Origin of the sequence: Bowmanella pacifica (genome assembly GCF_014645355.1) — a bacterium.
GTDB lineage: Bacteria > Pseudomonadota > Gammaproteobacteria > Enterobacterales > Alteromonadaceae > Bowmanella > Bowmanella pacifica.
This window is the reverse complement of record NZ_BMLS01000005.1, coordinates 133,449-156,049: the sequence shown is the minus strand read 5'-3', so window position 1 is coordinate 156,049 and position 22,601 is coordinate 133,449. Positions and strand designations below refer to the sequence as shown.

The 22,601-nt window shown below is 48.7% G+C and carries 26 protein-coding genes; 7 read left to right on the top strand and 19 right to left on the bottom strand.

All coding sequences use genetic code 11. The annotated features are described in order from the left end of the window. Window positions 1–27 precede the first annotated feature (27 nt). From hisA to IEX02_RS15090, 6 genes are all read left to right on the top strand, one after another. Window positions 28–765, top strand: coding sequence for a 1-(5-phosphoribosyl)-5-[(5-phosphoribosylamino)methylideneamino]imidazole-4-carboxamide isomerase (hisA, locus tag IEX02_RS15115; protein ID WP_188696983.1), 738 nt, complete (start codon window positions 28–30; stop codon window positions 763–765). Continuing rightward, a complete protein-coding gene (gene hisF / locus IEX02_RS15110; RefSeq protein ID WP_188696980.1) occupies window positions 765–1,538 on the top strand; it encodes an imidazole glycerol phosphate synthase subunit HisF in 774 nt (257 codons plus the stop codon). The genes hisA and hisF overlap by 1 nt, the downstream gene beginning before the upstream one ends. A gap of 28 nt (window positions 1,539–1,566) precedes the next feature. Continuing rightward, the gene (gene hisIE, locus IEX02_RS15105) at window positions 1,567–2,193 is read left to right on the top strand and encodes a bifunctional phosphoribosyl-AMP cyclohydrolase/phosphoribosyl-ATP diphosphatase HisIE (protein ID WP_188696977.1); all 627 of its coding nucleotides are present in this window, start codon (window positions 1,567–1,569) and stop codon (window positions 2,191–2,193) included. A gap of 115 nt (window positions 2,194–2,308) precedes the next feature. Then, a complete protein-coding gene (locus tag IEX02_RS15100; protein ID WP_188696975.1) occupies window positions 2,309–2,842 on the top strand; it encodes a cytochrome b in 534 nt (177 codons plus the stop codon). Window positions 2,843–2,861: 19 nt separating this feature from the next. Further along, on the top strand, window positions 2,862–3,437 hold the full coding sequence (locus IEX02_RS15095; protein WP_188696972.1) for a YceI family protein: 576 nt from the start codon (window positions 2,862–2,864) through the stop codon (window positions 3,435–3,437). Between the two features lie 129 nt (window positions 3,438–3,566). Further along, on the top strand, window positions 3,567–4,226 hold the full coding sequence (locus IEX02_RS15090; RefSeq protein ID WP_373285019.1) for a 2OG-Fe(II) oxygenase: 660 nt from the start codon (window positions 3,567–3,569) through the stop codon (window positions 4,224–4,226). 30 nt (window positions 4,227–4,256) lie between these two features. Here IEX02_RS15090 and IEX02_RS15085 read toward each other — a convergent pair whose 3' ends face one another. Continuing rightward, entirely contained in the window at window positions 4,257–5,393 is a 1,137-nt protein-coding gene (locus IEX02_RS15085; RefSeq protein WP_188696969.1) for a 1-acyl-sn-glycerol-3-phosphate acyltransferase, read from the bottom strand. Window positions 5,394–5,512: 119 nt separating this feature from the next. Continuing rightward, entirely contained in the window at window positions 5,513–6,145 is a 633-nt protein-coding gene (locus IEX02_RS15080; protein ID WP_188696965.1) for a DUF924 family protein, read from the bottom strand. A gap of 168 nt (window positions 6,146–6,313) precedes the next feature. Here IEX02_RS15080 and IEX02_RS15075 point away from each other — a divergent pair, with 168 nt between their 5' ends. Beyond that, entirely contained in the window at window positions 6,314–6,754 is a 441-nt protein-coding gene (locus IEX02_RS15075; RefSeq protein WP_188696962.1) for an Hsp20 family protein, read from the top strand. 78 nt (window positions 6,755–6,832) lie between these two features. Here the strand turns inward: IEX02_RS15075 and IEX02_RS15070 are convergent, their stop codons facing one another. The 17 genes from IEX02_RS15070 to IEX02_RS14995 all read right to left on the bottom strand — a co-directional run bounded on the left by IEX02_RS15070 (window position 6,833) and on the right by IEX02_RS14995 (window position 22,233). Next, a complete protein-coding gene (locus IEX02_RS15070; protein ID WP_188696959.1) occupies window positions 6,833–7,603 on the bottom strand; it encodes an alpha/beta fold hydrolase in 771 nt (256 codons plus the stop codon). A 65-nt stretch (window positions 7,604–7,668) separates the two neighbouring features. Further along, window positions 7,669–8,313, bottom strand: a complete 645-nt coding sequence (gene adk, locus IEX02_RS15065; RefSeq protein WP_188696955.1) for an adenylate kinase — start codon at window positions 8,311–8,313, stop codon at window positions 7,669–7,671. Window positions 8,314–8,493: 180 nt separating this feature from the next. After that, window positions 8,494–10,416 (bottom strand): molecular chaperone HtpG, encoded by a 1,923-nt coding sequence (gene htpG, locus IEX02_RS15060; RefSeq protein WP_188696952.1) that lies wholly within the window; start codon window positions 10,414–10,416, stop codon window positions 8,494–8,496. 138 nt (window positions 10,417–10,554) lie between these two features. Next, entirely contained in the window at window positions 10,555–11,154 is a 600-nt protein-coding gene (recR, locus tag IEX02_RS15055; protein ID WP_188696949.1) for a recombination mediator RecR, read from the bottom strand. A gap of 66 nt (window positions 11,155–11,220) precedes the next feature. Continuing rightward, window positions 11,221–11,547 carry a YbaB/EbfC family nucleoid-associated protein gene (locus tag IEX02_RS15050; protein ID WP_188696946.1) on the bottom strand — a complete coding sequence of 109 codons (327 nt, stop codon included), beginning with the start codon at window positions 11,545–11,547 and terminating at the stop codon, window positions 11,221–11,223. A gap of 40 nt (window positions 11,548–11,587) precedes the next feature. Beyond that, window positions 11,588–14,014 carry a DNA polymerase III subunit gamma/tau gene (gene dnaX / locus IEX02_RS15045; RefSeq protein ID WP_188696943.1) on the bottom strand — a complete coding sequence of 809 codons (2,427 nt, stop codon included), beginning with the start codon at window positions 14,012–14,014 and terminating at the stop codon, window positions 11,588–11,590. Next, the gene (apt, locus tag IEX02_RS15040; protein WP_188696940.1) at window positions 14,015–14,551 is read right to left on the bottom strand and encodes an adenine phosphoribosyltransferase; all 537 of its coding nucleotides are present in this window, start codon (window positions 14,549–14,551) and stop codon (window positions 14,015–14,017) included. It lies immediately after the preceding gene. A 24-nt stretch (window positions 14,552–14,575) separates the two neighbouring features. Then, on the bottom strand, window positions 14,576–14,698 hold the full coding sequence (locus IEX02_RS20495; RefSeq protein ID WP_268237432.1) for a hypothetical protein: 123 nt from the start codon (window positions 14,696–14,698) through the stop codon (window positions 14,576–14,578). A gap of 89 nt (window positions 14,699–14,787) precedes the next feature. Continuing rightward, on the bottom strand, window positions 14,788–15,516 hold the full coding sequence (locus IEX02_RS15035) for an HvfC family RiPP maturation protein (protein ID WP_188696937.1): 729 nt from the start codon (window positions 15,514–15,516) through the stop codon (window positions 14,788–14,790). After that, the gene (locus IEX02_RS15030; RefSeq protein WP_188696934.1) at window positions 15,516–16,355 is read right to left on the bottom strand and encodes an HvfB family MNIO-type RiPP peptide maturase; all 840 of its coding nucleotides are present in this window, start codon (window positions 16,353–16,355) and stop codon (window positions 15,516–15,518) included. The genes IEX02_RS15035 and IEX02_RS15030 overlap by 1 nt, the downstream gene beginning before the upstream one ends. A 66-nt stretch (window positions 16,356–16,421) precedes the next feature. Beyond that, window positions 16,422–16,961, bottom strand: coding sequence for an HvfA family oxazolone/thioamide-modified RiPP metallophore (locus IEX02_RS15025; protein ID WP_188696931.1), 540 nt, complete (start codon window positions 16,959–16,961; stop codon window positions 16,422–16,424). 322 nt (window positions 16,962–17,283) lie between these two features. Beyond that, the gene (locus IEX02_RS15020; RefSeq protein WP_188696929.1) at window positions 17,284–18,555 is read right to left on the bottom strand and encodes a tetratricopeptide repeat protein; all 1,272 of its coding nucleotides are present in this window, start codon (window positions 18,553–18,555) and stop codon (window positions 17,284–17,286) included. Continuing rightward, window positions 18,555–19,169: an energy transducer TonB gene (locus tag IEX02_RS15015; RefSeq protein WP_188696926.1), complete on the bottom strand. Its 615-nt coding sequence runs from the start codon at window positions 19,167–19,169 to the stop codon at window positions 18,555–18,557. The genes IEX02_RS15020 and IEX02_RS15015 overlap by 1 nt, the downstream gene beginning before the upstream one ends. 1 nt (window position 19,170) lies before the next feature. Then, window positions 19,171–19,572 carry an ExbD/TolR family protein gene (locus IEX02_RS15010; RefSeq protein ID WP_188696923.1) on the bottom strand — a complete coding sequence of 134 codons (402 nt, stop codon included), beginning with the start codon at window positions 19,570–19,572 and terminating at the stop codon, window positions 19,171–19,173. A gap of 12 nt (window positions 19,573–19,584) precedes the next feature. Continuing rightward, a complete protein-coding gene (locus tag IEX02_RS15005) occupies window positions 19,585–20,109 on the bottom strand; it encodes a MotA/TolQ/ExbB proton channel family protein (protein WP_102796662.1) in 525 nt (174 codons plus the stop codon). A 1-nt stretch (window position 20,110) separates the two neighbouring features. Further along, a complete protein-coding gene (locus tag IEX02_RS15000) occupies window positions 20,111–21,463 on the bottom strand; it encodes a MotA/TolQ/ExbB proton channel family protein (protein ID WP_188696921.1) in 1,353 nt (450 codons plus the stop codon). 5 nt (window positions 21,464–21,468) lie between these two features. Continuing rightward, entirely contained in the window at window positions 21,469–22,233 is a 765-nt protein-coding gene (locus IEX02_RS14995) for a DUF3450 domain-containing protein (protein ID WP_188696920.1), read from the bottom strand. Between the last annotated feature and the right edge of the window lie 368 nt (window positions 22,234–22,601).

Sequence of the window (22,601 nt, the reverse complement as noted above, 5' to 3'; positions counted from 1 at the left end):
CTGAGCCCGGTTTAGAAGAGAGATAACATGATAATTCCCGCGATAGACCTTATTGATGGAGAAGTGGTGCGTCTTTACCAAGGCGATTACCAACAAAAGACACGATACACCCAAAGCCCGCTGGATGTGGCTACCCGCTATGCAAACGCTGGTGCCAAGTGGCTGCATATTGTTGACCTGACCGGCGCCAAAGATCCGAGCAAACGCCAACTGGGCCTTATCCGCGAACTGGCCGACAGCAAGCTGATGAAGTTCCAGGCCGGCGGCGGTATTCGTAGCGAACAAGATGTGAAGGACTTGCTCAATACCGGTATTGAGCGCGTGGTGATAGGCTCATTAGCCGCCAAACAACCAGAACTGGTTAAGGGCTGGCTACGCGAATATGGTAGCGACGCTATTGTGTTGGCACTGGATATCAATATTAATGCCCAGGGCAAGAAGTGCATTGCCACCCACGGCTGGCAGCAGGATAGCGGCGTGGAACTGGCGCCTTTGCTAGATGGCTTTTTAGCGGCGGGTGCCAAGCACGTACTTTGTACCGACATTGCCTGTGACGGCACCCTGCAAGGCCCCAACCAGGCCTTGTATCAGGAAATGAAGGCCGCCTTTCCGCAAATTATCTGGCAGGCTTCAGGTGGTATTGGCAACCTTGAACATATTCGGGCGCTTAAAGGCACGCAGGTGGATTCAGTTATCCTGGGCCGAGCATTACTGGAAGGTAAATTTGAATTGGCTGAGGCCATTTCGCTATGGGAGCAAAACTGATGCTGGCCAGACGTATTATTCCCTGCCTCGATGTCAAAGACGGCAAGGTGGTCAAAGGCGTGCAATTCCGTAACCACGAAATTGTTGGTGATATCGTACCGCTAGCCGAACAATATGCCCAGGCTGGTGCCGATGAACTAGTTTTCTACGATATTACCGCCTCCAGTGACGCCCGGGTGGTGGACAAAAGCTGGGTTAGCCGTATTGCCGAGGTGATCAATATTCCATTTTGTGTGGCCGGAGGCATAAAATCGGTGGAAGACGCCGGCAAAGTGCTGGAAATGGGCGCCGACAAGGTTTCCATTAACTCCCCTGCCCTGGCCGATCCCAGTCTTATCACTAAGCTGCACGACCAATTCGGCCAGCAATGCGTGGTTATTGGTATCGACAGCTATTTTGACCAGTCCAGTAATACCTATCAGGTGAAACAATTTACTGGCGATGAAAAGCGTACCTTGACCACCGGCTGGCAAACCGCCGATTGGGTGAAAGAAGTCCAGCAGCACGGCGCCGGCGAAATTGTGCTCAATTGTATGAACCAGGATGGCGTGCGTCAGGGCTATGATATTGCCCAATTAGCCGCAATTCGTGCTTGCTGTCAGGTTCCTTTGATTGCCTCTGGCGGTGCGGGAACCATGGAGCACTTCAAAGCCGTGTTCGAACAGTCGGATGTAGACGGAGCACTGGCCGCCTCGGTTTTCCACAAAGGCATTATTGCCATCCCTGAGTTAAAACAGTATCTACGTGACCAAGGCATCCCCATTAGGGACTAGCGCGCAGCTTAAAAAGTGTGAGGAATTTATGATTATCAACCAAGACAATATAGAAGCGCTGGCCTGGGACAAAATGGACGGTATGTTGCCGGTCGTGGTTCAGCATGCCATCTCAGGTAAGATTCAGATGCAGGGCTACATGAATCGTGAGGCGCTGCAAAAAAGCCTGGATACCGGCCATGTGACCTTTTTCAGCCGCTCCAAGCAGCGGCTTTGGACCAAAGGCGAAAGCTCAGGTCACACTCTGGATTTACTGGAACTTAGCTGCGATTGCGATCAGGATGCATTGATCGCCCTGGCTATGCCAAACGGCCCGACTTGCCATACCGGTGACCCGAGCTGCTGGCATCAGGGGGCAACCCCCAGCCTGACCTTTGTTGCAGAGCTGGAGCAAGTGCTTGCACAGCGTAAGTCAGCAGCGCCAGACAGTAGCTACACTGCCAGTCTCTACGCCAAAGGGATTAAGCGCATTGCTCAGAAAGTAGGCGAAGAAGGGGTGGAAACCGCGCTAGCCGCTACGGTAGGCGATCTGGAAGAGCTAAAAAACGAAAGTGCGGACCTGCTTTACCATTTACTCGTTCTACTGCAAGCCAGCAATCTTAGTCTTCAAGACGTCATTCAGGTACTGCAAACCCGTCACCAAAAGCCGGAGTAATCTCCGGCTTCCCTGCCGATTCATTCGATTTTATCGATATAATTCCTCGATATTCAGGCATATTAATTTTCATATACAAGCCGTAAGCTATCGCTATTGAATATAAGGAGGTAATTTGCGTAACTCAGAATCCAGCTGGGGATGGACCAGCATTCTCTTACACTGGCTTAGTGCGTTGACTGTGATTGGCCTATTTGCATTGGGTTGGTGGATGGTCGACCTGGATTACTACAGTGAGTGGTATCGGGACGCTCCGCATCTGCATAAAAGTATTGGCATACTGCTGGCATTAGCCACTTTGTTGCGCCTGTTGCAGCGTTTCAAAAAAACACGCCCGGAAGCATTGGGGAAAGCATGGGAAGTAAAACTGTCTCATCTTACTCATGGGCTGATGTACATATTGCTGCTCGCCATTTTTACCAGCGGTTACCTGATTTCAACCGCCGATGCCCGCGGCATCGATGTATTTAACTGGTTCACTGTACCCGGATTCGGTGAGCTGGTTGAGAATCAGGAAGACTTGGCCGGTGACATTCATGAGTGGCTGGCATGGAGCCTGATCGGTTTAGCACTATTACACGCTTTGGCCGCCATCAAGCATCACGTTATAGACAAAGACAGAACCTTAACCCGAATGCTTAAACCCTGAGAAATAAGGAATTATTTATATGAAGAAACAATTACTTGCCGTCAGTTTATTCGCCCTGATGGGCACTGCGCCATTAGCTCAGGCAGCAGACTATGCCATTGATACCAAAGGCGCCCACGCGTCAGTCAATTTCAAGGTAAAGCACATTGGCTTTTCCTGGCTAACCGGCCGTTTCAACAAATTTGATGGCCAGTTCAGCTATGACGCCGAAAACCCTACCGCTGCCTCAATTGAGGTCACTATCGACACCAGCAGCCTTGATTCCAATCATGCAGAGCGCGATAAGCATATTCGCAGCGGCGATTTTCTAAATGTCAGTAAGTTCCCTACTGCCAAGTTTGTCAGCACTAAAGTGGTTAAAGATGATGATGACGAACTGGATATTCATGGCAACCTGACTCTGCACGGTGTCACTAAACCTGTGGTCATTGAAGTAGAGAAAGTGGGTGAAGGTAAGGATCCCTGGGGCGGCTATCGGGTTGGTTTCGAAGGTACAACCACCATCAGCATGCGTGAATTCGGTATTGAACATAAACTCGGCGATCTGGCAGACAGCGTTGAGCTGGAACTGCATGTGGAAGGGGTACGTAAGTAACCCGCAAAGCACGCAGCATAAGGCAGACTCAGGTCTGCCTTTTTCTTTTTCATCCAGCGAATAAAAACAGATGACAAGCATCAAAAAACGGAGTAAAAAACGCCAGTTTTAGTTTGTGTCGGGATCCCCGTGAACACGCTTATCCAATCCAATTCAGAGCTTAGCCAGCATCGTCTGGATAACCTGGCTGATAGCCTGGCCGACAAAGGCTATATGGTCATGCCCGAGCTATTACCTTCGCAAATAGCCGAGTCCTTATTATTAGAAGTGTCTGAATATGGCAGCCAGCATTTCCAACCGGCAGGTATTGGTCGAGAGCAACAACAGCAGCAAAACCAATTTGTGCGCACCGATGAAATTCGCTGGTTAACGGGCCAGACAGAAGCTCAGCAAGCGTTCTTAAGCGTAATGGAACAATTACGATTAGGCTTGAACCGTCGTCTGTTTATGGGCCTTTTTGACTATGAATGCCACTTTGCTCACTACGGTCCAGGGGATTTTTATAAAAAGCATCTAGATGCTTTCAAAGGACGCACAAATCGTGTGCTCAGCACCGTTTTGTACCTCAACCCCGGCTGGACCACTGAAGACGGTGGGGAGTTGTTGATGTACGAAAAAAAGCAACGGACTCCGTTTCTTAAACTGACCCCGCTGTTTGGTCAGATGGTGATATTCCTAAGTGAACGCTTTCCTCACGAGGTGTTAGCAGCCAACCGCCATCGTTACAGCATCGCTGGCTGGTTCAGGATTAATGCCAGCATAGGCGGCGCAATCGATCCTCCCCGCTAGGTAATAAACCAGGTTGCTTCACAACTTGGCCTACTCCTTCTCTTGCGAATTGAGCGGCGCCGCATACATACTCAATATACGCTGGCGGATTTCATCGGGCACTTCTGCCAACCGCTTATCAAAACGCGCTCGTTCTACTTTCAGTTGGCTGGCCGTAAAATGAATATTTTCGTGGCTGGTATCCCAGCCTAACTGTTCAGCCGCTAAATGCGTGGTTGTCAGTGTGGGATAAAGCGCGCGAATCTGCTTATCGATGTCTTCTGCAACCTGCTTAGCCGAGTCAAACTGCTCTCCCGCAATGGGTTGGCCAAAGCAGACTTCTACCTTGCCTTTATAGCCAACAATACCACGGGAAATGCTGGCCACATCTTCATGATCCTCTTTCTCATACTGCCCCGTCATCGCTTGCTGGTGCAGCTCCTTAGCTTTGGCTAGATCGCAGGGATCATACTCATAACCTATGGCCACAGGAACAATACGAAGCTGACTCAGATACTCAGAAAATGCCTGCTCTTTTGGTTTATTCAGCATCAACATGGAAATTATAGCCGGGTTGGTCTTGTCTACGCCGTCTTTGGCCCGTCCTTCCCGCTGCGCCAACCAGATATGCGCATTTTCCTCACACAGGGAATGATGAATGTAAGCAGAGAGCTCTTTGCTGGCCTGCAGTTTCTCTCGCTTACTCGATGCCGAGCGCTTAACAATAAAGCTCTTGTTCAAGCGCATCAAATCGGATACCCAAGGCTTGGTCAGTAAGTTATCACCAATGGCAATACGTACAGTATCCTGACCTTTGAGATGCAATGCCCAGCATACAAATGCCGGATCCAATGCAATATCCCGGTGATTGGAGATAAACAGGCAAGGACGCGTTAGATCAAGCTGCTCTAAACCATAAATACGCAAACCGGCCGTTGTGGTGTCAATCATACGTTGGATAAAAGGCTCCAACTGGTGCTGAAAATCACGTACTGTACGGATGTCCCCAAAACGTCTTTTCAACTGCCAACGTAGTGCCAACGCCAGGGGTTTACCTAACCACTTGGGCCAGTTGGCAAAGCGAAAGCGCACCAAGGCATCTAACAGCTCGGGATCATCAAACAACCGCTGCAATACGGCTTGAACTTCATCATCCTGATAAGGACGGATTTGAGCAAAGGTATCCATGAACAACCGATTCACGCCATAAAAAAACGCGCCAATTTACCTGTAGACAGACAGAAGCTCAATGCATTCCGTGGTAAATATTTGTTAACGCAAAGCAACACACCACTATTCCCTTATTTTCATTGTCCAAAGCGTTTACCACCGCGGCGAAGGTAATCCTGTTCTTCTGCAGTCGCAGCACGCCCCAGCGCTTGATTGCGATGAGGAAAACGCCCGAATCTGGCGATAATATCCCGGTGCTCCACAGCATAGCGATAGGCATTTAATGCTAACTGATGCTGCTCACCTTCAGGGAAGGCCTGCGCTAATAATGAAAACTGCTGAACGGATATCTCTTGAATATCCGGTTGCTCGGCATGTTCTAAAGGATGATAAAAGAATATTCGCTCAATCAGCGACAATTGTTTGTCGTGGCCCAGCGCCATGCCATCCAGGCAAAGCCCCAAGGCTAGCTTATCATAGGCAAACGCCTGCGCTTTAGCGCGGTAAATATTGCGGCTGAATTGATCGAACAAAAGGATCTGTGCCAACCGTCCTTTGGCGCTTTGCAGCCAGTCATCCCATTTCCCCAAACTGGCTTCGACAAGCCGCTGTGCAAAGTGGGTACTGATATAATCGTCAATATGCGAGTCTGCGCCATACCAGATATCTGATTTACCCGTCTCAGCCAGTCCGTGACGAATCTCCCCAAACCAGTATGCCAGGATCTCAGACACCTCATGCGGGATTATTTCTTCAAATTTATTATCCATTATATTCAACCACTTATATTTTAACTTCGAAAATTTTAAGCGTTTTGTGTTGAAAGCAATTTGCCCAACCCTATATAGGTATTGTCGATGCCTTCGGGGTCGATAAACTTAATCAGCCGCCGCGATGCGGGGCTACAACAACCCATATTGCTTTACGAGGATATGACTATGCGTAATATTGATCTGTCTCCACTTTATCGTTCTTTCATCGGTTTTGACCACCTTGCATCTATGATTGATGCGGCTAGCCGTAACGAAAAACAGCCATCTTACCCCCCATACAATATCGAATTACTGGGCGAGGACAAATACCGAATTACTATGGCTGTCGCAGGCTTTGCAGAGTCGGAACTGGAAATCCAGGTAGTAGAAAACACCTTACACGTGACCGGCAATAAACCTGAAAAAGAAGAAGCGCGTAATTTCCTGCATAAGGGAATATCTGAGCGCAACTTTGAACGCAAGTTCCAGTTAGGTGACCACGTAAAAGTACTTGGCGCAGGCTTGGAAAATGGTTTACTGCATATTGATCTTGAGCGTGTAATTCCTGAGGCGAAAAAGCCCCGCAAGATTGAAATCGGTAGCAGTCTGCTGGAAAACAAAGGCTAAGGCCTATTGCCCTCTCCTCTCTCCCTGGAAGCGGCTCTGATGAGCCGCTTTTTTATTGACCTTCAAATAGCACAGGCCTCAAGCTGTCTGAACCGCCAGAAAACTTAACAGCAAATCGTTAACTTCTTTGCTATGGCTAATAGGTGACATATGCCCACCTGATACCCATTTTCGCTGCACATTAGGTAAGGACGCTGCCAACCCGTCCAGTACCTCAAGCGCCGAAGTGCGAGACTCTTTTCCACCCAACAGCAGCACCGGACATTGGATTTGAGCATAGTCTGCAAGCTGATAAGCTTCTTCGGTCAGGCCGCTAAAGTCCATTCTGACTTTTTTAACCTGCGCAGCAAATCCCTGCTGAACGGGCATGGGCATAGACTCAAAATAACCAACGCCATTCCAGTAGTTAACAAAACAAGCGCCAGCCTGAGCGGCATCCAAACTATCCACCTGTAGGCCCAGCTCCTGTATTTCATACCAGCCAGCGGATTGGCGTGACAATAAATGGAAAGCAACCGGCTCGAACACGCTCAATGAGAGAACCGCATTGGGGCGCTCATGGGCGAGTTTAAGTGCTACGGCACCACCAAAGGAATGGGCGCATAAATGAAACTGCCTAACCCCTAAGTCTGATAAATGTTGCTCTATACGTTGCGTTTCGTTTTCCAGCCCAAAGGGCAAAGAAGGTGCTGGGGCCTGGCCATAACCAAGCAAGTCAAAATTGATGACCCGAAATGTGTCGTCGAGTTGGTCTACTAACTCCCGCCATTGGCGGGCGCTACTCATGGAGCTGTGCAACAATACCAGTGCCGGTCCTTGTGAATTACCACTGACATAAACACCTTGCATAGAGGTTTTTCCTTAATCCATAAAAAAAGGAGCTAACGCTCCTTTTTAATCAAAATCGATTTTGCTTAAGCAAGCAATACAGACAGTTCTTGACTAACTTGTTCAACTGGCTTAGTACCATCTACTTTATGGTAAGCACAACGACCAGAAGCTGCTTCATTACTGTAGTAGTCAACCAACGGTTTGGTCTGTTCGTGGTAGATACCCAGACGCTTACGTACGGTTTCTTCCTGATCGTCGGCACGGATAACCAGCTCCTCACCTGTTACATCATCCTTACCTTCCACTTTCGGTGGATTGTAAGTCACATGATACACCCGACCTGAAGCGGGGTGCACACGGCGGCCAGCCATACGCTCAACAATAATGTCGTCAGCCACATCAAACTCAATCACATGATCAACATCAACACCGTTTTCCTTCATGGCATCCGCCTGAGGAATAGTACGGGGGAAGCCGTCTAACAGAAAACCATTCTCGCAGTCAGGTTGCGCAATGCGCTCTTTTACCAAACCAATAATAATCTCGTCGGATACCAGTTTGCCTTCGTCCATGACTTTCTTGGCTGCCAACCCCAGTTCGGTTCCAGCACTGATAGCAGACCTGAGCATATCACCGGTAGATATTTGCGGGATCCCGAATTTACCCATTAAAAACTGGGCTTGAGTGCCCTTTCCTGCTCCGGGAGCGCCAAGCAAAATGATGCGCATACCTTGTCCTCTTACTGGTCTGTGACAATTTGATGAATGAGCTGGGAACTTTACACATTAAGCACAGGTGTTACAAGCCGAAAACAACTCAAATTCTCCCTTGTCAGACCATAGTTTTAGCGGCCTTAAACAACAAAGGGCGAACCCTCTGGCCCGCCCTTTGTTGCCATTACTGAAAACTTACTTCACCAGTTCCATCAGCAGTTTATTCAAGCGGCCAACAAAGGCTGCCGGATCTTTTAAACTACCTTGCTCGGTGAGCGCAGCCTGATCGAACAATACTTCGGTAAGCTGAGCAAAACGGTCTTCATCTTGCAATTCGGCAAGCACTTTAACCAAGCTGTGCTCTGGGTTCAGCTCAAAGTGATAGGTCATCTCCGGCACACTTTGTCCAGCAGCCTGCATCAGTTTGATCATTTGCGTGCTCATGCCATATTCATCAGCGACCACACAAGCCGGTGAGTCGGTCAAACGGTGGCTAAGTTTCACCTCTTTAACCCGCTCACCCAGCACAGTCTTTACCCGCTCGGTAAGGCCTGCAACCTGCTTCTCGGCTTCTTCCTGAGCTTTTTTGGTTTCCTCATCCTCCAGCTCACCCAGGTCCAATTGGCCCTTAGTAATAGCCTGGAACGACTTTTCCTTGTAGTCATTCAGGTGCGACATCAACCACTCGTCGATACGGTCTGACATCAGCAAGACCTCAATGCCTTTTTTGCGGAAGATCTCCAGATGTGGACTGGATTTGGCGGCCTGATAATTATCAGCGGTGATGTAGTAAATCTTATCCTGGCCTTCCTTCATACGACCAAGGTAATCATCCAGTGATACAGTTTGCGCACTGCTGTCTTCCTGGGTTGAAGCGAAACGCAGCAAACCGGCAATTTTCTCTCGGTTGCTGTAGTCTTCAGCCGGACCTTCCTTAAGTACATTGCCAAACTCATTCCAGAAGCTTTGGTACTTATCTTTATCGTTAGAGGCCAATCGTTCTAGCATCTGCAGCACTTTCTTAGTACAGCCCTGGCGCATAGCCTGCGTGATCTTATTGTCCTGCAGAATCTCACGAGACACGTTAAGCGGCAAATCGTTGGAGTCCAACACGCCCTTTACGAAACGTAGGTACACGGGCATAAACTGCTCGGCATCGTCCATAATAAAAACGCGCTGAACATAAAGTTTCAGGCCGTGTTTCTGTTCACGATTCCACAAATCGAAGGGGGCTTTAGTCGGTACATAGAGTAAGCTGGTGTACTCGGTTTTCCCCTCCACCTTGTTGTGTGACCACAGCAAAGGATCGCCAAAGTCGTGGGAAACGTGCTTATAAAATTCCTGATATTCTTCATCACTGACTTCGGACTTATCGCGGGTCCAAATAGCCGTCGCCTTATTGATCGTTTCCCATTGGCCAGGCTGCGCCTCGATCTTCTCGCCATCTGGCCCTTCGCTCTCAGGCACTTCGTCTTTATACATCTGCACGGCCACGCTAATGTGGTCGGAGTATTTGCCAATGATGGAGCGCAGGCGCCAGTCATCCAAAAATTCTTTCTCGTCTGCCTTCAAGTGCAGGATAACGTCAGTGCCACGTCCAGCTTTTTCGATGTCAGCAACGGTAAAGTCCCCTTCTCCGGCACTTTCCCATTCCACACCACGGGAGCTATCTTGCCCTGCGGCACGAGTGCGCACCGTGACCTTATCGGCCACAATAAAAGCGGAATAAAAGCCCACGCCAAACTGGCCAATTAACTGAGAATCACGAGCCTGATCACCAGACAACTTGCTGAAGAATTCTGCGGTGCCGGATTTGGCAATAGTGCCCAAGTGCTCAATGACATCATCGCGGGTCATACCAATACCATTGTCTGAAATGGTCAGGGTACCGGCGTCTTTGTCCACAATCAGACGAACACGCAAATCACCGTCATTCTCGTAAAGCTTGTCATCCGACAAGGCGCGAAAGCGCAACTTATCTGCAGCATCGGCGGCATTTGACACCAACTCGCGTAAGAAAATTTCTTTATTCGAGTAAAGGGAGTGGATCATTAACTGAAGCAGTTTCTTTACTTCAGTTTGAAAACCATGGGTTTCTTTATGGGCTGCATCTGCCATAAACGGACATCTCCTAGTACTTTTTCACTTCCGACCGCCACAGGGCCATCGGCATAATTCGCTTCGAACTAGGAGATAAGGACAGATTGTCTAATTTCAACGATGAATGTCGAAATTTCTTCGCACAGAGCCGATATGTCAGAGCTCTCTACGGCCACTGAAGGCATGCATCAGGGTGGAGCCATCAAGGTATTCTAATTCGCCGCCAACCGGTACCCCATGGGCTATACGGCTGGCTTTAATATCTCGGCTACGACACATTTGGGCAATATAGTGCGCGGTCGCTTCTCCTTCCACAGTCGGATTCGTTGCCAAGATCACTTCCTGGATCTGATGTTTATCCAACAGCTCAGCAAGATTATCCAGACCGATATCGGCCGGGCCAATACCATCAATCGGCGACAAATGTCCCATCAGCACAAAATACAGGCCTTTGAACTCGGCGGTTTGCTCAATGGCCATCACATCCTGTGGGGTTTCTACTATACAGAGGATCCCCTGCTGCTGACGCTTGGGGCTTGCACAAATATCACAAAGTTCTGATTCAGTGAAATTCCGGCATTGCTGACAATGCTGTACATGCTCCATGGCATTATGCAGCGCAGAGGCAAGCTCTTGACCACCGTCCCGGTTGCGTTCCAACAACTGAAATGCCATACGCTGGGCAGTTTTCTGCCCTACACCTGGCAGGTATTTCAAGGTACGAATAAGTTCGCTGAGTAAGGGGCTGAATTTCATAAAAACTTGACTAGTTTATCTGCATGAAAAAGGGACGGTCTCTGCCGTCCCTCACGAATCTGCCTATCAGAATGGCATTTTAAAGCCAGGCGGCAAAGGCATACCGCCCGTCACACCCGCCATTTTCTCTTTGGTGGTTTCCTGAACACGACGTACCGCATCGTTGATTGCTGCCGCAACCAAGTCTTCAATCATGTCCTTGTCGTCTTCCATCAGACTTTCATCAATATCCACCCGACGAACTGCATGGCTACAGGTCATTGTTACTTTCACCAACCCGGCGCCAGCTTCACCTGTTACTTCCAGGTTAGCCAGATCATCCTGGGCCTTTTGCATGCGCTCTTGCATCTGTTGGGCCTGTTTCATCAGATTGCCCATTCCACCTTTAAACATAATCACCTCTTTGGTAGCTGGATAACACTGCTGGTTATCCCTATCTCGGTTTAATACTTTGCGTCGCAACGGACGCAGAAAATTCATCTCGCAGCAAATTAATGCCCGGGTCGGTTTGAACCACCTGCTCTGCATATGCCTGTCGGCTTAAACGGATAGCATGAGCCAGAGCAAAAGGGGTATTAACCGGGCAGCCCAGCTCCACCTTAAGCTCAACAGGACGCTTCAGCGCTTCGCTCAAATGGTGTTGCAACTGCTGATGTGCAGAGGGCGAGTACAGATGTTCTTTGCTGCTATGTAGCAATAGGTTAACGTCATTACCTTGGACCTGACAGCCCGCGTGTAATGCCAACTGTTTAACCAAGCCATTGATGCCCATATGTTCCACCAGACGGCTCCATTTATCCAGTTGGCTGGCATACAAGACTTTTTGTCCATCGGATAAAAACGCAGGAACCTCTTTATCAACTCGTAAAACCGCTGGGTCCTCATCCTGATAAGCTGCCAGCAAGTCTTCTAATTCTTCATCAACTGCAGTCCCTTCGCTGCTTGGCCCGTCGTCGTAGATTGGCGCTGCCATCGGGTGTGCCTCCGCTTCCGGCGGCGCTAAGATATGCTCATCTGCATCAACAACCAGATGTTGCTGTTCAGTACGCTCATCAAGCGGATGTTCATCCTGTTCAGCCATCATAGGCTCTGGCGCTTCAACGACCAGCTCTTCCTGCATAGCACTTTGCTGTTCGTCGAAAGAGTCAGACAAATATTCAGTTCCGTCCTCCCAAGGAGGGCTGTCTTCCTCGTCCGCTGACGGATTGTTACTGATATCAGACGTGCCAGAATCAGGCTCAGGAACAATGGGCGCAGGCGCCATCTGACGCTCAGGCTCCGACGCTGGCGTGTCTTGCGGTTCAGCATCGGCGGGCGGACGATTGAAATTAAAAGTGGGCGCAGATGTTTTTTCAACAGCGGCAGCAGGCGCGGCCTTTTCGGCCTGTGTCTCTTCACGCAGCTTACGTCTTAACGCCAACAGACTCTCGGTGGTACTGGAGGTGGCAGGCTCAGGCTCAGGCTCAGGCTCAGGCTCAGGCTCAGGCTCAGGCTCAGGCTCAGGCTCAGGCTCAGGCTCAGGCTCAGGCTCAGGCTCAGGCTCAGGCTCAGGCTCAGGCTCAGGCTCAGGCTCAGGCAAAACAGTCTGCTCTTTGGCGTCCTGCGCAACAAGAGATTGTGGCCCTAGGGCTTCGGCCTGCTGCCACACTAAGGCCTGGTTGTTTTGCAATTGCAGGAGTTCATCAGAGATATCGTCCTCATCATCTGAGGATAGATCACAAGCAACTTCGGCTTCTTCGCTAAGCTGACTAATTTCCGCTAGAGTTTTTTTTTGAGTCACTGGCTGGAAAGCCAGCATTCTGAGCAAGGTCATTTCCAGGCCACTACGACCATCGGCAGCGAATGGTAAATCCCGGCGTCCTTGCAAAGCAATTTGATAGAGTAACTGCACTTGTTCTGGTGGCAGCGCCTTAGCCAACTGATAGATAGCCTTTGCAGTGACGGTTTCCAATTTACAGCTATCAGGAACCAACTGGGTCAGTGCCATCTGGTGTAATAAGCTGCATAGCTCTGCCAAAATCTGACTGTAATCTGGAGCCTGCATAGCCAGAGAATCGACCTGCTGCATTACCTCGCTACCATCACCTTGCACTATGCCATGCAACAGCTTAAGTACCTGGTTTTTATCCAACAGGCCCAGCATATCCACAACCGTCACGGCGCTGACTTCGCCATTCCCCTGGGCAATGGCCTGGTCTGTCAGACTCAGTGCGTCACGCATACTGCCCTGAGCAGCGCGTGCTAGCTGGGATAAGGCTTCTGGCTGTGCACTGATGCCTTCCTGCTGCAGAATATGGGTTAGCTGCTGGGTGATTTGGTCTCGCGACAACGCCTTTAAATTGAACTGCAGACAGCGGGAAAGAATGGTGATCGGCAGTTTTTGTGGGTCTGTGGTCGCCAGTAAAAACTTAACATGCGGAGGCGGCTCTTCGAGGGTTTTCAGCAGCGCATTGAAGCTATGCTTAGACAGCATATGCACTTCGTCAATCAGGTAAACCTTATAACGCCCTCGGGTTGGGCGATACTGAACGTTGTCCAACAGTTCACGGGTATCTTCAACCTTAGTACGAGACGCCGCATCAATCTCCAGCAAATCTACGAAGTTGCCCTGATCGATTTCACGGCACGTCGCACATTCACCGCAAGGAGTGGCACTCATGCCCTGTTCGCAATTCAAACTCTTGGAAAAAATGCGGGCGATAGTGGTTTTACCTACCCCGCGGGTGCCAGTAAATAAGTAGGCGTGGTGTAGCCGGTCATTATCCAGCGCGTTAGAAATAGCGGATACAACATGGGCTTGGCCAACCAACTGTGAAAAGTTTGCTGGCCGCCATTTTCGGGCGAGAACCTGGTAACTCACCTAGTCCCCTTCAAATTCGCACAGATAGTGGCAGATAATGCCCTGCTCGACTAAACGCTGATAACCGCCAAGATCAGGCAGGTTGATAACAAACGCAGCATGCTCGACTTTTCCGCCCAATTGACGAACCAACTTGGCAGTGGCCATCATAGTGCCACCGGTTGCCAGCAAATCATCCATTAAAAGCACGTTTTCGCCGTGATGAATGGCATCTTGATGCAATTCCAACACATCTTCGCCGTATTCCAACTGGTAGCTCTGGCGAATGACCGCTCGCGGCAACTTGTTAAACTTACGCACCGGCACGAAACCACAGCCTAAGGCTTTAGCCAGTGGTGCCCCGAAAATAAAGCCTCTGGCTTCAGTTCCGGCAATCTTGTCAAAACCATGATTTCGATAATGGTTCGCAAGAATATCTATGCACGACGAAAAGGCCTTACCATCCTGCATCAAAGAGGTGACATCACGAAACTGGACACCTGGTTTAGGGTAATCAGGCACCGTTTTGATGGCCGACTTAATATACTCTATGGTCACGTTGTTACTACTCTTACTCAGTGGTTACAGATAGTAAACAAACCAACCTAAAACCACATGCAACAGCGGCAATGCCACCGCGGTAACCAATGCGGCTAACAGGTATTTAACATTAAAGGGATCTTTGAAATTCTCGTCGTGATGCATGTCTGAAACCTCTTAAAACGGGAGCGGCAAATCTTAATGCAAAGTGACAAGGATTAACAGCACAGGTTACAAACAAGCGAGGCGCACACTTAAAAAGGGATAAGGATGCCTTTTGTCACAAAGGCATCCAGCGCTTGTTTGCAGCCAGAGGACACCTGTGCGGCAGGAAGTTGCGGCATGGCCTTCTGTAGTTCACTAATCAGTTCATCTACCTGCTCCACATCATCTTCCAAATGAGACAACATAAAGGCATTAACCTGATCAATCTGCATAAAATGCACCTCGTCATCGCTGTCCCTATGCACCACAAAGTAGTATGGATTCGATGGTGTGTCAGGTTGATATTCAGGACTGATTTGATGAACAGGATAGGTATAGCTCAATACCCAAGCCAGATCAGATAATTTGACCGCCTGATAAGGCTGACCTGACCATGCCTTTGGGCAATCTCCCTTGGCGGTACTTAACGCCAGTTCAACCCACTCATAATGCGCCAGTTCGGCCAAAAAAGAGGGATCGCTAGGCTGAGACTGATATTCGTTAGCGACAAATTCAACAAACTCTTTGCAAATATCAACAAAATAGGGGGAGCGGCAGGCATGCACCGCCAGAAACTGACGGCACAATTGCTGCCAGTGCGATTCATCATACAAGCTATGCAGAACCGGAAAGCCATTATTAACAAAACCACACACATTGTTGAAAAACAGTTCACGATAGATATTCATTCTTCTGTCTTCAACATCCACAGGAGCAGGATAATGCTCAGGATCACGGATATGATTAGCAAAAGCTAATTGCTCTAATAGATGTGACATCAGGCGCGCTGTTCCTGTTTAGGCAAATAATCCAACTGTAAAGCTCGAATCCTCTCCACTTCCTGTAGCAACACCGGTAATGGTGGAATATTGAAGTCGCGCTCCAACAAGGTGGGCAATACCCCATGGGTTTGGTAGGTCAACGCCAACAAGTCCCATACAGGTTCAATGACATCTGCGCCATGAGTATCAACAATCAGGTCTTCAGCTTCATTGTAATGTCCGGCAATGTGCAGGTAGGCAATTCTGCTGGTAGGCATAGCGTTTAAAAACGCCCTGGCATCATAACCATGATTCACACTATTGACGTAGATATTATTCACATCAAGGAGCAACTGGCAATCAGCTTGCTCCAGCACTGACAAGATAAAATCTTGTTCTGCTATTTGCGCATTTGGCGCCGCATAATAAGAAATGTTTTCCAATACCAGCGGGCGCTGCAAAATATCCTGTACTTGTTTAATTCTGTCGGCCACATGTTGCACGGCACCCTGACTGAAAGGCATAGGCATCAAGTCATAAAGGTGACCTGCTGCGGAGCAGTAACTCAAATGCTCACTATAGGTGCTGATATTGTACTCATCCAGGAAGTACCTTAACGCTTTAACAAAGGTAATATCCAAAGGATCGGGACTGCCAATCGAAAGCGACAATCCATGCGTTTTAAACGGATATTGCTGGGCCAATCCACTGAACTGCTTCTGATAACGGCCACCAAGAGACATCCAATTCTCTGGCGCGACCTCCCAGAAATCGATAGGAACAGCGCCAAAGGACTGTACTTCTTCCAGCATTTCACGGCGCAAGCCTAATCCAACATTGGTGCCTCTAAGAGCCATTCAAATTCCTCTGTGTCTGCGTATAAGCTAAGGGCCGCTTCTAGCGACCCTCGCGAAGCTTACGGCTTAATGAGAGCCTCCGCATTTACCCTCACCACACTTACCTTCTTTCATGGCTTTTTTGCCTTCACCGCATTTCCCTTCGCCGCATTTGCCATCTTTCATGGCCTTTTTGCCTTCACCGCACTTTCCTTCGCCGCATTTGCCATCTTTCATGGCTTTTTTGCCTTCACCGCACTTCCCTTCGCCGCATTTGCCATCTTTCATGGCTTTTTTGCCTTCACCGCACTTCCCTTCGCCGCATTTGCCATCTCTCATGGCCTTTTTGCCTTCACCGCACTTCCCTTCGCCGCATTTGCCATCTTTCATGGCTTTTTTGCCTTCACCGCACTTCCCTTCGCCGCATTTACCATCTTTCATGGCTTTTTTGCCTTCACCGCACTTCCCTTCGCCGCATTTTCCCTCGCCAGCAAACTGCATATAACCACTATCAAGGGCTTGCATGGAAAATGCGCCGTTATCAGCCGCCACGCTGACATTTGACAGGGAGCCAATCACTACAGCACCCAAAGCTGTTGCTATACCGGTTTTCTTAATCTGTTTCATATTCAGTTCCTACGCTAAGTTTTGATCACACAAGTGACTGGCCGAACGGCACTAACAGAATGTTAGACCAATGCGGCAACAAAATAATTTCACATTCCGTTAAAGAATGTAAATTCAGACTAGACCAGTATTATTCAAGACGAAATACTTTCAAACAAGCCAATGCCGATTCGACTATCGTTCACTGCAGGTGATCGCTGTGTCCAGACAATAGAATGGATTTTGGCTAGCAATATTAGGTGACGCGGAGAATTGAAAATATCTAGCAGCAAACAAAAAGCCCCGATATACGGGGCTTTTCTAGATAAGAACTGCTTGCAACTTATAGCTTAATGCCACGGTTACGCGCTTTCTCTTTAATATAGGCTTCCCAGCTCTTCGCTGTGCGTGCCGTTGCACTGTCATTCATAGCCAGCTTAACGTGCTTATGGGCCTGCTTAAAGTCGTTCAGATAGAAGTAGGAAGTCATCAATTCGATGTGCAACTTACCTTCATCCTGTCCTTTAGCCAGTTCCAACGCTTTATCGAAGGCAGAGATGGCGTTCTTATAATCTTCGGCTGCAGCTAGCAGTGAGCCTTGACGACGATAGTGATCGACATCATTACTCAGTGCAGCCGCTTTACCGTAGTAATAAGCCGCCTTCTTGATTTCCTTAGCCGAGTGGAAGGCGTTAGCCAAGCTCGCGAGATTTTTCTCATCACTCTTAAGCAAACCTTCCTTCATGTGTTTTTCCAGGATGGTCGCTGCTTTGTAAGGAATATCATTGGATGCAAAAAGCTGACTCAACACACGAATTTCAGACTCTTTGGTCAAAAAACCGTTGTTATAGGCAACCTCAAGCATAGCCAGAGATTTCTTATAGTCTTCTACTTGCGCGTAGAACATACCTAACTGAGACCACCACTGTGCGGTGTCAGGGAATGTTCTCACCAGGTCTTCGGCAACCTCAATTGCTTGGGGCCACTTCTTACGCTCAACGAAAGCAGACAGTTTTAGTACATAAGGGTTTTTGTTCGGCTTTTCGTACAAAGCGATAGCTTTGTCTGCCGGCTCAACCACCTTATCGAATTGCTTAAGTTCGTGATAGGAGTTAGCCATACGAACATAAACATCCGGGTCCTGCTTACAGGTGAAGTCAATATACTTCTGATACCAAACTAACGCATCAGCGAATTTTTGCTCCTGCAGGTTCAGGTCAGCAACCAACTTCAGAATAGACGCATGATCTCCATCCGTTAATTGCTTTTCCTTCACTGAGTTCTGCAAGTAGCCAAGCGCTTTGGCGGATTGGCCTTCCTGAGAAGCTAATAACTGTCCAATAAACTTGTCAGTAAAGGCGCGATCAAAAGCATCAGAGCTATCGATGTCATACAAAATGGTCAGTGCTTCTTGCATCTGATCATTATTGTAGGCTTCATAGGCCTTCTGAATCTTCTTACCTACACGTTCACTCGGAATATTAGACGGTCCTTGCTTATAACCAGGACAGACTATAGGCGCAGACGACTGGGCCTGTGCTAAACCTGAGTATGAGCACAGCACGATAGAGCTCAGCACGATCAGCTTACTGATTGGATTTTTCGTTATTTTCATTACGATTGCTCCAACTTAAAGTCCAACTGTACTTTCTGGTTAAACTGCTTAACAGCTTTACCATCTACAACCTTCGGCTTGTACTTCCAACGGCTTAGCGCACGACGCGCCTCACGGTCAAATACACGTTTAGGTTCAGCTTCGAGCACTTCGATATCTTCAACACCACCAACTTCGTTGATAGTGAAAGACAGCCTTACCCAGCCTTCTTTACCGTCACGCGCTGCCTCGATGGGGTACTTTGGCTCGATACGTACGATAGGTGTAGCTTCACCATCGCGCATCAAAGCACCTGGACCACCAATGGCCACATCGGCACCACCGATATCCACACCAGGTAAGTTAAATGACATACCGTCGGTGTTAGGGTCGTTAGCTTCAGGCTCCTGAGGCTGCATTTTCGGCGGCTGCTGCGGCGGCGGCGGAGGCGGCGGCGGCACCCTGGAACGAGTTTGTGTACTATCTTCAGGCTCACTCATAACGACGTCGATAACCGGAATCTCCGGTACCTCGTCAGCAGGCCGTGAAGAGTTGGCAATCAATTTTGCCATTATCACAAACAAGGCAAAGGTAATGGCCGCACCTACTAGTATTGATACTATTAGACGAAGCATATTAATTATCCTTTGCTGCTACCGATATCCTATCAATGCCAGCAGCTTTGATCTGATCCATTACTTCAACAACGACACCGTGTTTGGCTTCAACGTCAGCCTGAACGATTACGACATCGGTCGGCTGTTCGGCCAGCAGGCGCTCAATGTTGGCAGACACGCGCTCAACATCAACCATACGCTTATCCATCCATACTTCACCATTCTCGTTGATGGCGATAAAGATGTTGGCAGATTTCTGTTTAGTCGCTTGTTCGGCCTTAGGTTTATTTACTTCGATACCCGCCTCTTTCACGAAAGAGGTAGTTACGATAAAGAAGATCAACATGATGAACACGATGTCCAACATGGGAGTCATGTCGATCGTTGCTTCTTCTTCTTCTGCACGATGTTTACGAGCCATATAAATCTCTCTTTAATGATGAGGCAAGCTGTCGACCAACTTCTCTTTAGAAATTTTAACCTTGGCTTCCAGACGTGTGCTAAAGAACACACCGGAAAGCGCCGCTACCATTCCCGCCATGGTGGGAATTGTGGCCATGGAGATACCTCCAGCCATCAAGCGCGGGTTACCCGTCCCCTGCACCGCCATGATTTCGAATACGGTAATCATGCCGGTTACTGTGCCTAACAGACCAATCAGGGGGCACATGGCAACCAAAGTTTTAATCAACAACATTCTCTCACTGAGTTTGTCTGATGCTTGCGAAATCCATGCATCACGAATCTTATGCGCATACCAGGATGTGGTGTCCTTCCTTGCGTCCCAGTCGGTGATGATTTGTTTCATCACCTTAGGGAACACGCTGGTGACGTACCAGTAGCGCTCAATCATCAATATCCACATGAGGAAGAGCGCGGCAGCAACAACATAAAGTACGTCACCGCCGGTAGCGATAAAATCCCTGACAGATTCCAAGAGTTCTATCAGGTATAACATATTAAGCTTTCTCCACCTCGGCGTGAGCCGCTACGATACCAGCAGCTTGCTCATCCAGGATATGCACGATGGACTTGCTGCGACCAGCAACAATGCTGTGCAGAAGGATCAAAGGCAGTGCCGCGATAATACCTTGCGCTGTTGTTACCAACGCCATTGAGATACTACCAGCCATGATACGTGGGTCACCGGTACCGAACAGCGTAATTTGCTGGAAGGTGGCGATCATACCCAATACGGTACCCAACAGACCCAACAAAGGAGCTACGGCAGCGAAGATCTTGATGATATTGATACCAGACTCAATGCTTGGCAATTCGCGCAGAATCGCTTCATCCAGTTTCAGTTCCAGGTTCTCAGCATCGGCACCTTTATTCTCCTGATAAACCTTCAGGATACGACCCAGAGGGTTAGAAGAAGAAGGGTTACCGGTATTGTTCAACTGAGAACGCATCTTAGCACTCACGGCAGTCAGCGTGACGAACTTGTAGATAGCGATCAGGAAGCCCAGTGCCAGCATAGCGGTAATAACATAACCTACTACACCACCTGCATGATAACGCTCAGACAAAGTTGCCTTAGCAGTCAACAGGCCCAGAATGGTACCGCGAGTTGGATCCACGAAGAATGGATTGAAGCCAGATGTCGCGTCCATGAAGCTGGATGCATCGTTAACCATGTGGCTGTCAGGCTGACGACCCAAAGGTTGAACCTGTCCTTTCTCAGCATTGTAGGCCAGATAACCTTCTTTGCTTACCAGGTTGAACGTACCAACACGTACCACTTCCTGACGGCTAGAACCGCCATCCAGGCTGATTACGTCTGTTTCAAAACGCGCAATCTTGCCAGACTCAGTCATTTCAGTTTGCAGTGCGAACCACAACTCTTCCAATTCCTGAATATTTGGCAGGCCTTTACTTTCAGATGCCATACCTTCCAAGAAGGCTGAACGGCCAGGGTACTGAGCACTAACGATAGAGCTAGAGATTAAACCGTAAGCTTCGCCAGACGACTGACGAACCACACCGAACATCTCACCCAAAGTACCAGTCGCATTTTTCAGCTCCTGCTCTTTTTCGGCAAGACGAATCTCGTTATCTGCATATTGCTTAGCCAGGCGGTCGCCACGGGCTTGCTCAGCTTTCAGGCCATCTTGCGCTTTCTTCAACAGCGCTTGCTTATCAGCACGGGCAGAGTTGAATTCAGCTTCGCGCTGTGAATTGATACGCGCTTCGGAAACACGATTTTTCTTAACTTGATCAAGCAACTGATCCAAGCTGGTAGCAGCTTGAACAGGTGCAACGCTCACAGCCATCGCAGCTGCAAGCAGGGCAGATTTGAATAGGTTTTTCATTCTGATTACTCCGCAGCTTTGATTGGCAGTTTGATAAGATCGAAGGGCTCCAACTTACGGCCCATCTTGACAACCTTAACTACAGAACTCAGGTATTCATCACCCAACTGTTCCCAAGTGCGGCTTTCATTGTTCCAAACCCAAGCTTGCTTCTGATCCAGAGACAGCGCCAACAAGGCGGTACGGCCCAGGTTGAAGAAATCAGCGGCAATGTTCTGACCATTGAACTGAAGCTGCTCTTGGTAAACACGAATAGTATTACCGTATTCGTTTTCAATCAGATAGGCTTCAAGTACTTGGCGGAACTGCTCAGAAACGGTGACGTTGGCATTACCCATCAGGTCACGCAAATGCGCAACACGGGCTTTACGCTCTTCGTAATTGATAGGCAGGTCCAGCTCAATGAACTGTTCCAGCGCATCAATCATGCGATACATCAGAGGAACTACGCCACGCTTAACGCCTTCGATACCGTCAATTTGACGTTGCAGAGAGGCAATACCTTCTTCCTGAGAAGCAACCAAACGAGCCAGGTGATCGTTATAAACCTTCAGGTTTTCGGTCTCATCTACGACACCACGATATTCAAATAACAGCTCTTGTGTTTGCTCATAGATCTTATCGATCTTCTTTTGGGATTGTGCTGCAGCCGCGTGGATTTTTGCTTCTTCATTTTGCAAATTTTTAAGAGGGTCTGCAGAGACAACTTGGCTGCCACCTAGTGCGAAGGCACCGATAACGGCAGAAGCAATTAGATTTCTCTTGCTCATTTTGGACATAGTTCCCAACCAATTTTCTTATCTTGAATCCCCGAGACCAGCCTGGTCCAGCCGACCACGAGGGGCTTAAAAACGGTTCTATTAATAGTAGTTGAGAAGGCAGGCTATACCGGAAATGGACCAACGAAGCCCGCCGACTCGAACGCCGAATGTTCACATGGAACGATCAAAATTGTCAAGGCTCGCCGTCTATTTGTAAGCAACGAAAGCCAACTCCAATCAGTAATGCAGGTTTTTAGGGCCGTTAATTCTCATTTTATGCCGAGTGATGAACCACTTACGGATTTAAACAATAATTAACAAACCGAAAACACATTCCTTCCGTTGTGAAGAGGATAGCCTTTGGTACATTGAAACTC

Bases quoted from the DNA above. Each gene is read 5' to 3' on its own strand.
- IEX02_RS15085 (WP_188696969.1), bottom strand. From the start codon at position 5,393: ATGGATACCTTTGCTCAAATCCGTCCTTATCAGGATGATGAAGTTCAA.
- IEX02_RS14995 (WP_188696920.1), bottom strand. From the start codon at position 22,233: ATGAGCAAGAGAAATCTAATTGCTTCTGCCGTTATCGGTGCCTTCGCA.
- IEX02_RS15075 (WP_188696962.1), top strand. From the start codon at position 6,314: ATGCGTAATATTGATCTGTCTCCACTTTATCGTTCTTTCATCGGTTTT.
- IEX02_RS15070 (WP_188696959.1), bottom strand. From the start codon at position 7,603: ATGCAAGGTGTTTATGTCAGTGGTAATTCACAAGGACCGGCACTGGTA.
- IEX02_RS15020 (WP_188696929.1), bottom strand. From the start codon at position 18,555: ATGAAAATAACGAAAAATCCAATCAGTAAGCTGATCGTGCTGAGCTCT.
- IEX02_RS15005 (WP_102796662.1), bottom strand. From the start codon at position 20,109: ATGTTATACCTGATAGAACTCTTGGAATCTGTCAGGGATTTTATCGCT.
- IEX02_RS15015 (WP_188696926.1), bottom strand. From the start codon at position 19,169: ATGCTTCGTCTAATAGTATCAATACTAGTAGGTGCGGCCATTACCTTT.
- adk (WP_188696955.1), bottom strand. From the start codon at position 8,313: ATGCGCATCATTTTGCTTGGCGCTCCCGGAGCAGGAAAGGGCACTCAA.
- IEX02_RS15025 (WP_188696931.1), bottom strand. From the start codon at position 16,961: ATGAAACAGATTAAGAAAACCGGTATAGCAACAGCTTTGGGTGCTGTA.
- IEX02_RS15095 (WP_188696972.1), top strand. From the start codon at position 2,862: ATGAAGAAACAATTACTTGCCGTCAGTTTATTCGCCCTGATGGGCACT.
- IEX02_RS15000 (WP_188696921.1), bottom strand. From the start codon at position 21,463: ATGAAAAACCTATTCAAATCTGCCCTGCTTGCAGCTGCGATGGCTGTG.
- IEX02_RS15030 (WP_188696934.1), bottom strand. From the start codon at position 16,355: ATGGCTCTTAGAGGCACCAATGTTGGATTAGGCTTGCGCCGTGAAATG.
- hisF (WP_188696980.1), top strand. From the start codon at position 765: ATGCTGGCCAGACGTATTATTCCCTGCCTCGATGTCAAAGACGGCAAG.
- IEX02_RS15010 (WP_188696923.1), bottom strand. From the start codon at position 19,572: ATGGCTCGTAAACATCGTGCAGAAGAAGAAGAAGCAACGATCGACATG.
- recR (WP_188696949.1), bottom strand. From the start codon at position 11,154: ATGAAATTCAGCCCCTTACTCAGCGAACTTATTCGTACCTTGAAATAC.
- IEX02_RS15035 (WP_188696937.1), bottom strand. From the start codon at position 15,516: ATGTCACATCTATTAGAGCAATTAGCTTTTGCTAATCATATCCGTGAT.
- IEX02_RS15050 (WP_188696946.1), bottom strand. From the start codon at position 11,547: ATGTTTAAAGGTGGAATGGGCAATCTGATGAAACAGGCCCAACAGATG.
- IEX02_RS20495 (WP_268237432.1), bottom strand. From the start codon at position 14,698: ATGCATCACGACGAGAATTTCAAAGATCCCTTTAATGTTAAATACCTG.
- hisIE (WP_188696977.1), top strand. From the start codon at position 1,567: ATGATTATCAACCAAGACAATATAGAAGCGCTGGCCTGGGACAAAATG.
- IEX02_RS15080 (WP_188696965.1), bottom strand. From the start codon at position 6,145: ATGGATAATAAATTTGAAGAAATAATCCCGCATGAGGTGTCTGAGATC.
- hisA (WP_188696983.1), top strand. From the start codon at position 28: ATGATAATTCCCGCGATAGACCTTATTGATGGAGAAGTGGTGCGTCTT.
- htpG (WP_188696952.1), bottom strand. From the start codon at position 10,416: ATGGCAGATGCAGCCCATAAAGAAACCCATGGTTTTCAAACTGAAGTA.